This window comes from Pseudomonas cedrina subsp. cedrina, from assembly GCF_001983175.1.
Lineage (GTDB): Bacteria > Pseudomonadota > Gammaproteobacteria > Pseudomonadales > Pseudomonadaceae > Aquipseudomonas > Aquipseudomonas cedrina.
The window spans coordinates 161211-177127 of record NZ_MNPW01000009.1; the positions used below are offsets into that span (position 1 = coordinate 161211).

General features: G+C 63.2%; 2 protein-coding genes. Both read left to right on the forward strand.

Going from position 1 to position 15917, the window contains the following annotated elements; genetic code table 11:
* The first annotated feature begins 6 nt into the window (after positions 1-6).
* On the forward strand, positions 7-12888 hold the full coding sequence (locus BLL36_RS19835) for a non-ribosomal peptide synthetase (RefSeq protein WP_076953021.1): 12882 nt from the start codon (positions 7-9) through the stop codon (positions 12886-12888).
* A 129-nt stretch (positions 12889-13017) separates the two neighbouring features.
* Positions 13018-15714, forward strand: a complete 2697-nt coding sequence (locus tag BLL36_RS19840; RefSeq protein ID WP_076953022.1) for a hypothetical protein — start codon at positions 13018-13020, stop codon at positions 15712-15714.
* Positions 15715-15917 lie beyond the last annotated feature (203 nt).

Genomic DNA, 15917 nt, shown 5'->3' on the forward strand with positions numbered 1-15917 from the left:
AACCCCATGATGGATGCCTTCGAACTTCCCCTCACGCTGGTCCAGTCCCTTCAGCGCCGCGCCGCGCAGACCCCGGACCAGGTGGCCCTGCGCTTCCTCGCCGAGTCCGCCGAACAGAGCGTGGTGCTCAGTTACCGCGACCTGGACCAACGTGCCCGTGGCATCGCCGCCGCCTTGCAGGCCAATGCGAGCCAGGGCGACCGTGCGGTGTTGCTGTTCCCCAGCGGCCCGGATTACGTCGCGGCGTTCTTTGGCTGCCTCTACGCCGGGGTCATTGCGGTGCCGGCCTACCCGCCGGAGTCGACCCGCCGTCATCACCAGGAGCGTCTGCTGTCGATCATCAGCGATGCCGAGCCGCGCCTGTTGCTGACCATCGCCAGCCTTGCCGACGGCCTGGCGCAGATCGAAGGCGCGCCGCCCATAATGAGTGTCGATCACCTGGAAAACGCTGGCGACTGGATCGCTCCCGACCTGCACCCCAACGACATTGCCTTCCTGCAATACACCTCCGGCTCGACCGCGTTGCCCAAGGGTGTGCAGGTCAGCCACGGCAACCTGGTGGCCAACGAAGTACTGATCCGTCGCGGCTTCGGCATCGACCTCAACCCGGATGACGTGATCGTCAGCTGGCTGCCGCTGTACCACGACATGGGCCTGATCGGCGGCCTGCTGCAGCCAATTTTCAGCGGCGTGCCCTGCGTGCTGATGTCGCCGGCCTACTTTCTCGGCCGGCCGTTGCGCTGGCTCGAAGCGATCAGCGAATACGGCGGCACCATCAGCGGCGGCCCGGATTTCGCTTATCGCCTGTGCAGCGAGCGGGTCAGCGAATCGGCCCTGGAGCGCCTCGACTTGAGCCACTGGCGCGTGGCGTATTCCGGCTCCGAACCGATCCGCCTCGACACCCTGGAACGCTTCGCCGAGAAGTTCGCTGCCTGCGGGTTTACTCCGGACAATTTCTTCGCCTCCTATGGCCTGGCCGAGGCGACCCTGTTTGTCGCCGGTGGCAAACGTGGCCACGGCATCCCGGCGCTGCGTGTCGATGAACAGGCGCTGGCCGCCAACCGCGCCGAGCCTGGGCAGGGCAATGCGATCATGAGCTGCGGTACCAGCCAGCCCGAACACGCCGTACTGATCGCCGACCCACACACCCTGAGCGAACTGGCCGACAACCGCGTGGGCGAACTCTGGGCCAGCGGGCCGAGCATCGCCCATGGCTACTGGCGCAACCCCGAAGCCACGGCCAGGACCTTCGTGCAGCACGCCGGGCGTACCTGGCTGCGCACCGGCGACCTGGGCTTTATCCGCGACGGCGAGGTATACATCACTGGTCGCCTGAAAGACCTGCTGATCGTGCGCGGCCACAACCTCTACCCGCAGGACATCGAGCAGACCATCGAGCGCGAAGTGGAGGTGGTGCGCAAGGGCCGGGTTGCAGCGTTTGCCGTGAATGACCAGGGCCTGGAAGGCATCGGCATTGCCGCTGAAATCAGCCGCAGCGTGCAGAAAATCCTCCCGCCCGAAACGCTGGTCAAGGCGATCCGCCAGGCCGTCGCCGAGACGTATCAGCAAGCGCCGAGCGTGGTGGTATTGCTCAACCCCGGTGCCTTGCCGAAGACTTCCAGCGGCAAGGTGCAACGTGCGGCGTGCGCGCTTCGCCACAAGGATGGCAGCCTCGACAGCTATGCGCAGTTCCCCGGCCTGCAAACGCCGGCGAGCCATGGGGGGCCGGAATCCGAGCTGCAAGACCGCATCGCCGCGATCTGGTGCGAGCAACTGCAAGTCGCCTCCGTCGCCGCCGATGACCACTTCTTCCTGCTCGGCGGCAACTCCATCACCGCCACCCAGGTGGTCGCGCGCCTGCGTGAAACCCTGGGCCTGGAGCTGAACCTGCGCCTGCTGTTCGAAGCGCCAACCCTGCAAGACTTTGCCGCCGGCGTTGCGCAGTTGCAGCAGGACGGCGGCATTGCCCAAGGTGCTATCCATTCCCTGTCGCGTCACGATGAGCTGCCCCAGTCTCTGGCGCAAAACCGCCTGTGGATCACCTGGCAACTGGACCCGCACAGCAGCGCCTATACTATCCCCGGCGCCCTGCGCCTGCGCGGCGAGCTGGATGAAGACGCCGTGCGTTTGAGCTTCGAGCAATTGATCCAGCGCCACGAAGCCCTGCGCACCCGCTTTTACGAGAGAGACGGCCAGGCCTTCCAGCGCATCGACGCCAAAACCGCTTTCAAGCTGCACGTCATCGACCTCAGCGACCTGCCTGCGGCCGAGCGCGAAGCGCGCGCGCAGCAGATCCGCGAAGACGAAGCCCGCACCCAATTCGACCTGGAAAAAGGCCCGCTGCTTCGGGTAACCCTGGTGCGCCTGGACGATGAAGATCACCAACTGCTGGTGACGCTGCACCACATCATCGCCGATGGCTGGTCGCTGAATATCCTCATGGACGAGTTCTCACGCCTGTACGCCGCCTTTGCCCAAGGCCAGACCCTGGCGTTGCCACCCCTGGCCCTGCACTACGCCGACTACGGCAGCTGGCAGCGCCAATGGCTGGCCGCAGGCGAAGGCCAGCGCCAGTTGGCGTACTGGAAAGCGCAACTGGGCCAGGAGCATCCCGCCCTGAACCTGGCCACCGACCACCCGCGCGCGGCGCAACAGCACCGCAGCGCTTCGCGGCACACCGTGCGCTTGGATGCGGGCCTCAGCCACGCCATTCGCCATACCGCCCAGGCCAGCGAGTCCACCCCGTTCATGCTGTTGCTGGCGGCCTATCAGGTGCTGCTCTACCGTTACAGCGGCCAGCGCGATATCCGCATTGGCGTGCCCAGCGCCAACCGCCCGCGCCTGGAAACCCAAGGCCTGGTCGGCTTCTTCATCAACACGCAGGTCATGCGCGCCGAGCTGGACGGGCGCTTGCCGTTCAACGCGCTGTTGGCCGCCACCCGCGACGCGGCGTTGGGCGCCCAGGCGCATCAGGACCTGCCGTTCGAACAGCTGCTGGAAGCGTTCCCCCAGGCCCGCGAACAAGGCCTGTTCCAAGTCATGTTCAATCATCAGCAACGCGACCTCAGCGCCTTGCGCCGCCTGCCGGGGCTGCTCGCCGACGAGCTGCCATGGCACAGTCGCGAGGCCAAGTTCGACCTGCAACTGCACAGCGAAGAGGACCGCAACGGGCGCCTGAGCCTGTCGTTCGACTACGCCGACGAACTGTTCGACGCCGCCACCCTCCAGCGCATGGCCGCGCACTACATCAACCTGCTGCAGGCGATCTGCGCACAACCGCAACAGGCCATCGGCGAACTCGCGCTGATGCAGCACGACGAACAGCAACCGTGGAGCCAGGCACCTTGCGCGCCTGCGCAACGGTGGCTGCCTGAGCTGCTCAATCAGCACACCACGGACAGCACCGCACTGGTCTGGCAGGACGGCCACCTGAGCTTTGCCCAACTGCACACCCAGGCCAATCGCCTGGCCCATTACCTGCGCGACAAAGGCGTCGGCCCGGACGTGTGCGTGGCCATCGCCGCCGAGCGCTCGCCGCAACTGCTGATCGGCCTGCTGGCGATTATCAAGGCCGGTGGCGCCTTCGTGCCACTCGACCCGGATTACCCCGCCGAGCGCCTGGCCTACATGCTCAAGGACAGCGGCGTGCATTTGTTGCTGACCCAGACCGCGTTGCTGGAACAACTGCCCAGTGCCAGCGGCGTGTGCGTGATTGCGATGGACAGCCTGCACTTGGACAGTTGGCCCACCCAGCCACCTGGCCTGCGTCTGCACGGCGATAACCTGGCCTACGTGATCTACACCTCCGGTTCCACCGGCCAGCCCAAGGGCGTGGGTAATACCCATGCGGCCCTGGCTGAGCGCTTGCAGTGGATGCAGGCCACCTATCAATTGAATGAAACCGACGTGCTACTGCAAAAGGCGCCGATCAGTTTCGACGTGTCAGTGTGGGAATGCTTCTGGCCGCTGATCACCGGCTGCCGCCTGGTGCTGGCCGGCCCTGGCGAGCACCGTGACCCGCACCGTATCGCACAGTTGGTGCAGCAACACGGGGTGACCACCTTGCACTTCGTGCCGCCGCTGCTGCAATTGTTTGTCGACGAACCCCTGGCCGCCGAATGCACCAGCCTGCGTCGTTTGTTCTCCGGCGGCGAAGCCTTGCCCGCCGAGTTGCGCAACCGCGTCTTGGCGCAGCTGCCGGCGGTGCAGTTGCACAACCGCTATGGCCCGACCGAAACCGCGATCAACGTGACCCACTGGCACTGCCGCGCCGAAGACGGCGAACGCTCGCCGATTGGCCGCCCGCTGGGCAATGTGATCTGCCGTGTGCTGGATGAGCAGCTCAACCCCGTGCCGTTGGGCGTGCCGGGTGAACTGTGCATCGGCGGCATCGGCTTGGCCCGGGGTTACCTTGGCCGTGCCGGGCTGACGGCCGAGCGGTTTGTCGCCGACCACTCAGGTACACGACTGTATCGTACCGGTGACCGCGCCCGTTGGAGCGCCGACGGGGTGCTTGAATACCTTGGTCGTCTCGACCAGCAGGTCAAGCTGCGCGGTTTCCGGGTGGAACCGCAGGAGATCGAAGCGCGCCTGCTGGCCATGGACGGCATCGGCCAAGCCGTAGTGCTGGTGCGCGACGGGCAATTGATCGGCTACTTCACCGCCCATGGTGAACTTGATGAACAGCAGGTCAAAACCACCCTGGCCGCCGAGCTGCCGGAGTACATGGTGCCCGCGCTGTTGATGCGCCTGGACAGCATGCCCCTGAGCCCCAGCGGCAAGCTGGATCGTCGCGCGCTGCCGGAACCGGTGTGGCAAACCCGCGAACATGTCGAACCCGAGACCCCTTTGCAGCAGCAGATCGCCGCGATCTGGCGCGAAGTGCTGGGCCTGCCGCGCGTTGGCCTGCGTGATGACTTCTTCGCGCTGGGCGGCCACTCGTTGCTGGCCACGCAGATCATCTCCCGCACCCGCCAGGCCTGCGACGTCGAGCTGCCGTTGCGCACCTTGTTCGAAGCCAGTGAGTTGGGCGCTTTTGCTGAGCAAGTCGGCCTGATCCAGGCCTCGGGCCAACGCAACCAGCAGACCGCCATCGCCAAGGTCGACCGCAGCCAACCGGTGCCGCTGTCGTATTCCCAGCAGCGCATGTGGTTCCTGTGGCAGATGGAACCGGACAGCCCGGCCTACAACGTCGGCGGCATGGCGCGCCTGCGTGGCGTGCTGGATGTGGGGCGTTTCGAGGCCGCGCTGCAGGCGTTGATCATGCGTCACGAAACCCTGCGCACCACTTTCCCGAGCGTCGACGGCGTAGCCTGTCAAAAGGTCTCGCCGCAAACGGGCCTGCGCATGGACTGGCAGGACGTCTCAAGCCTTGGCGAATCCGAGCGCCAACTGCGTCTGCAACAACTGGCCGATCAAGAAGCGCACACGCCGTTCAACCTGGAAACCGGGCCCTTGCTGCGTGCGTGCCTGGTCAAGGCCGGCGAGCAGGAACACTACCTGGTGCTGACCCTGCACCACATCGTCACCGAAGGCTGGGCCATGGACATCTTTGCCCGTGAACTCAGCGCCCTGTACGAAGCCTTTATCGATGAGCGCTTGTCACCGCTGGCGCCGTTGCCGGTGCAATACCTCGACTACAGCGTGTGGCAGCGTCAGTGGCTGGAGTCCGGCGAACGCCAGCGTCAGTTGGACTACTGGACCGCGCAACTGGGCAACGAACATCCGCTGTTGGAACTGCCCGGCGACCGGCCACGGCCGCCTGTGCAAAGCCACCGGGGCGAGCTGTACCGCTTCGATCTGAGCGCTGACCTGGCCGCCCGCGTACGAGCGTTCAATGCCGAGCGCGGCTTGACCCTGTTCATGACCATGACCGCCACCCTGGCCGTGTTGCTCTATCGCTACAGCGGCCAGAACGACCTGCGCATCGGTGCGCCCGTGGCCAACCGCATTCGTCCGGAAAGCGAAGGGCTGATCGGCGCGTTCCTCAATACCCAGGTGCTGCGTTGCCAGCTCGATGGGCAGATGACTGTCGCGCAGTTGTTCGAGCAGGTGCGCCACACCGTGATCGAGGGCCAGTCCCATCAGGACCTGCCGTTTGATCACCTGGTGGAAGCCCTGCAACCACCGCGCAGCGCGGCCTACAACCCGCTGTTCCAGGTGATGTGCAACGTGCAGCGCTGGGAATTCCAGCAAAGCCGCCAACTGGCCGGCATGACCGTGGAGTACTTGGCGAACGACGCGCGCGCGACCAAGTTCGACCTCAACCTGGAAGTCACCGACCTCGACCATCGCCTGGGTTGCTGCCTGACCTACAGCACCGACCTGTTCGACGAACCGCGCATCGCACGCATGGCCGAGCATTGGCGCAACCTGCTGGAGGCGTTGATTACGGACCCGCAACAGCGCCTCAGCGAACTGCCGTTGCTCAGCGCCACCGAGCAACGCGCAGTGCAGGACAGCCTGGGCATCGAAGCGGGCGAACGCCGTCTCGACCAGTGTCTTCATCCACTGTTCAGCCAGCAGGCGGCAGCCCGTGGCGATGCGCCCGCGCTGACCTTTGCCGACGTGACGCTCAGCTACCGCGAGCTGGACGCCCGCGCCAACCGCCTGGCCTGGATGCTGCGCGAGCGCGGCGTCGGCCCGCAGGTGCGCGTCGGCCTGGCGCTGCCGCGTTCCCTGGAAATGGTCATCGGCCTGCTGGCGATTCTCAAGGCCGGTGGCGCCTATGTGCCGCTGGACCCGGAATACCCGCTGGACCGTCTGCACTACATGATCGAAGACAGCGGCATTGGCCTGCTGCTCAGCGACGCGGCCATGTTCCAGGCCCTCGGCGAATTGCCGGCGGGCGTGGCGTGCTGGTGCCTTGAGGATGATGTGCCGCGGCTTGCCGACTACCCGAGCGATGAGCTGCCGTTTATCAGCCTGGCGCACCATCAGGCCTACTTGATCTACACCTCCGGCTCCACCGGCAAGCCGAAAGGCGTGGTGGTGTGCCACGGTGAAATCGCCATGCATTGCCAGGCCGTGATCGAGCGTTTCGGCATGCGCCCGGACGACTGCGAACTGCACTTTTATTCGATCAACTTCGACGCCGCCACCGAGCGTTTGCTGGTGCCGCTGCTCAGCGGCGCGCAGGTGGTGCTGCGAGCCCAGGGCCAGTGGGATGCGCAAGAAATCTGCGCGCTGATCCGCACCCATCGCGTCAACATTCTGGGCTTTACGCCCAGCTACGGCAGCCAGTTGGCGCAGTGGCTGGCGACCCGGCAGCAGACCTTGCCGGTGCGCATGTGTATCACCGGCGGCGAAGCGCTCACCGGCGAGCACTTGCAGCGCATCCGCGCGGCGTTCCAGCCTCAAATGTTCTTCAACGCGTACGGCCCGACCGAAACCGTGGTGATGCCGCTGGCCAGCCTTGCGCCCGAGCAGTTGGAGGAGGGCGCCGGCAGCGTACCGATCGGCAGCATTATCGGCGACCGTGTGGCCTATATTCTCGACGCCGACCTGGCGTTGCTGCCGCAAGGGGCGAGCGGCGAGTTGTATGTCGGCGGCGCCGGCCTTGCCCAGGGGTATCACCAGCGTCCCGGCATGACCGCCGAGCGTTTTGTCGCCGACCCGTTTGCCCGCAATGGCGCGCGGCTGTACCGCACCGGCGACCTGGTGCGCCAGCGCGCCGATGGCCTGGTGGAGTACCTGGGGCGCATCGACCATCAGGTGAAGATCCGCGGTTTCCGTATTGAGCTGGGCGAAATCGAAACCCGCCTGCTGGAACACGAAGCCGTGCGCGAAGCGGTGGTGCTGGCGCTGGATGCGCCGAGTGGCAAACAGCTGGTGGCGTACCTGGCCAGCGACGCCGACCACGGCACGCTGCGTGATGCGCTGAAGACGCATCTCAAGGCACATCTGCCGGACTATATGGTGCCCGCGCACCTGATCGTCCTGGACAGCATGCCGCTGACCGCCAACGGCAAACTCGACCGCCGGGCCTTGCCGCAACCGGATCCCGAGGCCAACCGCCAAGCCTATGTGGCGCCGCGCAACGCGCTGGAAAGCAGCTTGGCAGCGATCTGGTGCGCGGTGTTGAACGTGCAGCAAGTCGGCCTGGACGATAACTTCTTTGAGCTGGGCGGCGACTCGATCCTGTCGATCCAGGTGGTCAGCCGTGCGCGGCAGGCGGGCATACACTTCAGCCCGCGTGACCTGTTCCAGCACCAGACCGTGCAGACCCTGGCCGCCGTTGCCACGCGCACCGAGCTGGTCACGGCGGAGCAGGGCGTGCTGACCGGTAGCTCGGGCCTCACACCGATCCAGCATTGGTTCTTCGACACCGAAATTCCACAGCGTCAGCACTGGAACCAGGCGCTGGTCCTCAAACCGCTGCAATTGCTGCAGCCCCATCGCCTGGAACAAGCGTTGCTGACCGTGCTGGAACACCACGACGCTCTGCGCCTGAGCTTCAGCAAGCGCGACGCGCAGTGGCACGCCGAACATCTGGCCGTGCCCCAAGGCGGGGTGCTGCTGCAGGCGCAAGTGCGCGACATGGCGGACTGCACCGCCTTGTTCACCGACACCCAGCGCAGCCTCGACCTGCAGCACGGTCCGCTGCTGCGCGCCTTGCTGGTGGACGGTCCCGAAGGTCAGCAACGTCTGCTGATCGCGATCCATCACCTGGTGGTGGATGGCGTGTCGTGGCGCGTGTTGCTGGAAGACGTGCAAACGGTCTACCGCCAACTCAGCGACGGCCAGCCCGTCAGCCTGCCGGCCAAGACCAGCGCCCTGCGTGACTGGGCCGCGCGTTTGCAAGCCTATGCCGGCAGCGAGTCGCTGCGCGAAGAGTTTAGCCTCTGGCAGGCGCAACTGGCCGGGCCCGACACGGCATTGCCGGTGGCCCGCGCGCAGGGTTCGCTGCGCCACCGCGATGCCGACAGCGTCAGCGTGCGCCTGGATGCCGAACACACCCGCCAGTTGCTGCAACAGGCGCCGAGCGCCTATCGCACCCAGGTCAACGACCTGCTGCTGACCGCCTTGGCGCGCGTGCTGTGCCGCTGGAGCGGCCACGCCTCGGCGCTGGTCCAGCTGGAGGGCCACGGCCGCGAAACCCTGTTCGATGACATCGACCTGACCCGCAGTGTCGGCTGGTTCACCAGTGCTTATCCGCTGCGCCTGACCCCGCAAGCGACCCAGGGCGACTCGATCAAGGCGATCAAGGAACAACTGCGCGGCGTGCCGCATAAAGGCTTGGGTTACGGCGTGCTGCGCTACCTGGCGGATCATGCTTGCAAACAGAGCATGGCCGCACTGCCGAGCGCGCCGATTACCTTCAACTACCTGGGCCAGTTTGACCAGAGCTTCGGCGCCGATGCGCTGTTCCATCCGCTGGATGAATCCGCAGGCCTGGCCCATGACCCGGACGCGCCGCTGCCCAACGAACTGAGCGTCGACAGCCAGGTGTACGGCGGTGAACTGGTGCTGCGCTGGACCTTCAGCCGCGAGCGATTTGACCCGCACACGATCCGCGAATTGGCCGATGCGTACCTGGCTGAACTGCAAAGCCTGACTCTGCACTGCATCCGGGACGACGCCGGCGGCCTCACGCCGTCCGACTTCCCGCTGGCGCGCCTGACCCAGTCGCAGCTCGACAGCCTGCCGGTACCGGCCAGCGCCATCGAAGACGTCTACCCGTTGACCCCGATGCAGGAAGGCCTGCTGCTGCACACCCTGCTGGAACCGGGCACCGGTCTCTACTACATGCAGGACCGCTACCGCATCAACAGCGCCCTGGACCCCGAGCGTTTCGCCCAGGCCTGGCAGGCGGTGATCGCCCGCCACGAAGCCCTGCGCGCCTCGTTCTGCTGGAACGTTGGCGAAGACATGCTGCAAGTGATCCATAAACCCGGCAGCACGCCGATCGAATACCTGGACTGGAGCAACGACCCGCAAGCCGAACAGGAAGCACGCCTGCAAGCGTTGCTCAAGCAGGAGCGCGAAGCCGGTTTCGATCTGCTCAACCAGGCGCCGTTCCATCTGCGCCTGATCCGCGTCGCCGAGGCCCGCTACTGGTTCATGATGAGCAACCACCACATCCTCATCGATGCCTGGTGCCGTTCGTTGCTGATGAATGATTTCTTCGACCTCTACACGGCCCTCGGCGAAGGCCGCGACGCGCAACTGGCCGCGCCACCGCGCTACCGCGACTACATTGCCTGGCTGCAACGCCAGGACCTGAATGAGGCGCGCCAGTGGTGGCAACAGAACCTGCAAGGCTTCGAGCGCACCACGCCGATTCCGAGCGACCGGCCGTTCCTGCGCGAACATGCGGGCCACAGCGGCGGCATGGTGGTGGGTGACTGCTACACCCGTCTCGATGCCCGCGACGGTGCGCAACTGCGCGAACTGGCCCAGGCCCATCAGTTGACCATCAACACCTTCGCCCAGGCGGCATGGGCTCTGGTGTTGCGGCGTTTGAGCGGTGAGCGCGACGTGGTGTTCGGCGTTACCGTCGCCGGCCGCCCGGTGGACATGCCCGAGATGCAGCGCACCGTCGGCCTGTTCATCAACAGCATCGCGCTGCGGGTCAAACTGCCCGAGGACGACCAGCGCTGCAGTGTGCGCCAGTGGCTGAGCGGCCTGCTCGACAGCAATATGCAGCTGCGCGAGTACGAATACCTGCCGCTGGTGACGATCCAGGAACACAGCGAACTGCCCAAGGGCCAGCCGTTGTTCGACAGCCTGTTCGTGTTCGAAAACGCCCCGGTGGAAGTCTCGGTGCTGGACCGTGCGCAGAGCCTGAATGCCACCTCGGATTCCGGGCGTACTCACACCAACTTCCCGCTGACCGCCGTGTGCTATCCCGGGGATGACCTTGGATTGCACCTCTCCTATGACCAGCGCTACTTCGACGAAACCACCGTGCAAGGCATGCTGGGCGAGTTCAAGCGCTTGCTGCTGGCGCTGGTGCAGGGTTTCCATGGCGACATGGCCGACCTGCCGCTGATGGGCGAACAGGAGCGCGAATTCCTGCTCAACGGCTGCAATCAGAGTGAACATGACTACCCGCTGGAACGCAGCTATGTCGAACTGTTCGAAGCCCAGGCGGCCGCGTATCCGCAGCGCATCGTCGCCAGTTGCCTGGACCAGCAATGGAGCTATGACACGCTGAACCGTCGCGCTAACGGCCTGGGCCACGCGCTGATCACGGCGGGCGTCGGCCTGGATCAACCGGTAGCGTTGCTGGCCGAGCGTAACCTCGACCTGCTGGGCATGATCATCGGCAGCTTCAAGGCGGGTGCCGGTTACCTGCCGCTGGACCCGGGCCTGCCGAGCCAGCGTTTACGCAGCATCCTCGAGCTGAGCCGCACGCCGTTGCTGGTGTGCACCGAGGCGTGCCGCGAGCAGGCCATCGAGTTGCTGGAGGGTTTCGACTGCCAGCTGCTGGTGTGGGAAGAAGTGCCCGCACGTGGGGAAAACCCCGGCATTTACAGCGGCCCGGACAACCTCGCGTATGTGATCTACACCTCGGGTTCCACCGGCCTGCCCAAGGGCGTGATGGTGGAACAGCGCGGCATGCTCAATAACCAGCTGAGCAAGGTGCCGTACCTGGCCTTGAGCGACGCGGATGTGATCGCGCAGACCGCTTCACAGAGCTTCGATATTTCCGTGTGGCAGTTCCTCGCCGCGCCGCTGTTCGGCGCACGGGTGGACATTGTGCCGAACAGCATTGCGCATGATCCCCAAGGCCTGCTGGAACATGTGCAGGCCAAGGGCATCACCCTGCTGGAAAGCGTACCGTCGCTGATCCAGGGCATGTTGGCCCAGGAGCGTATCGGCCTGGATGGCCTGCGCTGGATGCTGCCGACCGGTGAAGCCATGCCGCCGGAACTGGCGCGCCAGTGGTTGCAACGTTATCCGCAGATCGGGCTGGTGAACGCTTACGGCCCGGCGGAATGTTCCGACGACGTAGCGTTCTTCCGCGTCGACCTGGCCTCGACCCGTGGCACTTACCTGCCGATTGGCACGCCGACCGACAACAACCGTTTGTATCTGCTCGATGGTGCTTTGGAGTTGGTGCCCCAAGGCGCGGTGGGCGAGTTGTGCGTCGCCGGTACGGGTGTCGGTCGCGGCTACGTCAGCGACCCGCTGCGTACCGCCCCGGTGTTTGTGCCAAACCCGTTTGGCGCACCGGGCGAGCGACTCTACCGCACCGGTGACCTCGCACGGCGACGCAGCGACGGCGTGCTGGAGTACGTCGGGCGTATCGACCACCAGGTGAAAATTCGCGGCTACCGCATCGAACTCGGCGAAATCGAAGCGCGCCTGCACGAACAACCGGAAGTGCGCGATGGGGCAGTCGGCGTGCAGGAAGGCGTCAACGGCAAGCACCTGGTCGGCTACCTGGTGGCGACGGATGAAACGCTCAACCCAGGCGAACGCCTGGACCGCATCAAGCAACGCCTGCGCGCTGAACTGCCGGAATACATGGTGCCGCTGCACTGGCTCTGGCTCGACCGCCTGCCACTCAACGCCAACGGCAAACTCGACCGCAAGGCCCTGCCGGCCCTGGAGATCGGCCAGCTTCACAGCCAGGACTACCTGGCGCCGCGCAACGACCTGGAAACCACGTTGGCCGCGATCTGGGCCGAGGTACTCAAGGTCGAGCGGGTAGGGGTACAGGACAACTTTTTCGAACTGGGCGGGCACTCGTTGCTGGCCACGCAGATTGCGTCGCGGGTGCAGAAGACCTTGCAGCGGGATGTGCCGCTAAGGGCGATGTTCGAGTGCAGTACGGTGGCGGAGTTGGCTGAGTATATCGACGGGCTGGCGGGGAATGAGATCAGTGCCGGGACGGTGGATCGGTTGAGTGATTTGATGGCGGAGTTGGAGGGGCTTTGAGCGGGCCGTTTGTCAGAACTGTCAGATCTGACAGTAGGCAAGATTTCTGATCCGAGCGTTAGATAACCGAAGTTTTTGGTTGGTAAAGCCAGCCTTGATGGTTATCTAACGTTGGACAGGAGTCTTATCGTGGCTAAAAAACTGATCTCTAAAGCGTCGTCTCTCCAACCCGCCAAAACTCCACCCCGCCGGCCGAAAAAGCCCAAAGCGCAATTTCCCGTTCCTATTGTCGAGTTCGCAGCCAATAACAGCGTGCTTAACCCCATGGAGGCGATCAATGGGACTGAAGCCAAGCTGACACTGCCTGCGGGGGCGACGGACTGCACATTTTTTATCGCCATCAAGGATCAGGCCGAGCCTGCATTCGAGCCCATCTTTGTGGATGACGGCGATGATGTAGTACAGATTTCTGCGCGGTTACTCAGTTTGATGATTGGGCATACGGTGCTGATGTGGTACACGGCGTTGGCAGGCGCAAAGGAGGAAACTTCCCTGGTGCTGGAGCTGGAAGTCCAGTTATTGAGGGAGGAGGATCTGGTTGTATCGAGGGCGGTGTTTAAGCATTCCAAGAACGAGTGGAACACTTGGTGGCTGAGGATGCAGAGTTTTACTGGTGATGGAACCCTCGAAGTCAAGGCCTGGCCCTTTATCTTTCCTGGGCAACGGTTGTTTATCACGGTCGCCGGTAACCAGCATACCGCGCCATACCGATTCATCTGGGTCGCGCTGGATTATGTGGTACAGCCCCATGAGGCTCATGGGGGTTATGTCTTCAGGTTCCCTCTTTCACGCCCATGGATGTCCAGGCTGGATGACAATTCGGCGCTGACGGCCCACTTTGGCTTGATTTGGGATGGGACCCGCCCAGTATTTCCACAGCCTGATGACCCTCTTCTTGAAAACCCGCTGCCTATTAATGCCCAGGATTTCCACTTGCGTACCACCACGCTGCTGCAAGTGGACCCGTACCAGGATTTGAATCCTGCACATCTGCGAGAGTCGGTCGAGCTGCCTTCCGGTCACTGGCAGGTCAACCCAACCAACACCGTCAAGGGCGGGCATGCGGTCGTCAATTATGCAGGCATGGCTGAAGGCGATCTTGTTTGTGCTCAGGCCCGAGGGCCCAACTATGGGCCTATTGCGCTCGGTTGTCAGACAGTGAAAGCGGGTGAAAGCAGCTTGTCGTTTGACGTCCCTCCCAAGGTCTTCGCTGCGCTATTCAATAAGACGCTGACGCTGGATTACACCCTTCAATTCAATAATTACGCGCCGCAGTCTTCGCCTCAGCGAGATGTCGACGTACTGGCGCCACAACTTCCAGGTCCGGACATTGAAGAGGCAACAGCGGGTACGGTGGACCTCAGTACATTCGTTGGTGACGCGACAGGTATCGTTCCGATCTTTGACTACGCCGCAGAGGGTCAATGCTGCTGGATGTGGGTAAGTGGCAAGCTTGAGAATGGCAGCGTCTATCAGTTCGACGTATTGGTAGATGAATCCCTTACTGCAGATTGGGTGGGGAAAGGCGTGAATACCCCCATCTCACGGGCTCAGCTGACTAAACTGGCAGATTGCAGCGAATTCCAATTGCATTTCGCTGTGGGCTTTGATGGCAAATGCAATCGGGCTACTGCGTTTGAATTCCCAACCCAGGGATTCAAAATAGAGCAGGCACCTCTGGTACTGCTTGAGCCAAAAGTGACGGAAGCGGTGCTTGACCAATTGACCGCTTACAATGGGCGCAATGGCGTACATGTTGAAGTGAGTTATGTCGGCAATAACCCCAAGCACACCATCAGCGTCTGCTGGAAGAGACCGAACGGTTCATGCTGGCTGCTGACCCCTCAACCAGGCAGTACGACGGGCGCGGTGGTCTGGTTGTTGCCGCCGGAAGCCGTGATCGAGAGCATGGGTAACGTGGTAGAGATCAGTTTCACCGTCACTACCGCGTGCAAAGTGCAGACATCACCGTCTCTGAACTTGAAGATCAGCCTACCGGTGCGTTTGGAAATGCCCAACGTATTGGAGGCAACGCCGCCCAAGACGCAAAACGCTGTTCTGGACCTGAGAACGTTCACTGGGAATGCCAATTCCCTCGAAGAGCCAATGTGGTTTTTGCGGGAGGGACAGAATAGCTGGCTACGCGCAGATGGAACGGATAAAAACGGCAATCCCTACTCGTTCAATGTTTACTCGGCAAGAGCCATTACTGCGGCAGAGGAGACTGCGGGGGTGGCTGGGCCTGTCCTGCGGCCCGAGTTGGATAAACTGATGGATGCCACCCCTTTGATGTTCACTTTCAGCCTATCAACCGACGGTAGTGCTAATGTGAACGTGGTATGCCCATCGCGGATGCTGGTAGTCAAAACCAACCCACTCTATGACTTTACCCCGTTCACGGGAGGGGACTGGAATGGCTGGCAGCCTGGTCCCGCCGCCTACCGTCCGGTGGACCTGCTTATGACGAACCTTGGAGGAAACTGGGTATTGGTTCACGACGCAGCCGACACAAGAACTGGCGAGCTGGTGAGGAAACGCTATGACGGTTTGGCTGTTGGCCAAAGCTATGAATTCAGCATTAAGGTTCAGAATCGCAACGGTTATCCTCCGGTACCGACACTGTCCCTGCAGGCTACCGACGGTACTACGGTGCTTAATGTCACCGCGCCTACGCAGTTTCCAGGATGGACATGGGTTGAGTTAAAAGGATCGTTTCAAGCTACGGCGTCGACCATGTGGCTGAGTGTCTATACCCATCGATCGGTACCCGCCGGCGGTGATGGGGATGATTACAACCTTGACGAATTTCGCGTGCGTTCACTTTAGTATTACCCCAAAACGGGTGACGATCTCGGCGAGATGCCAGTGGAGGCGGGTTCTTGCTTTCGCCGCGATTTATCTTGAGCGCAATGCGGCGGTGATGTTGGTTTCAAGGTAGCCGTTTATCGGGCAAATCGAGGCGATTCGTCCGAACTGTCAATTCTGACAGTAGGCGAGAAAGCGTCAAAAGAGCTCACTAGAGGGAGACC

What these genes read in the sequence shown, in the direction of transcription:
- BLL36_RS19835 (WP_076953021.1), top strand. Translation starts at nt 7, where the DNA reads ATGATGGATGCCTTCGAACTTCCCCTCACGCTGGTCCAGTCCCTTCAG.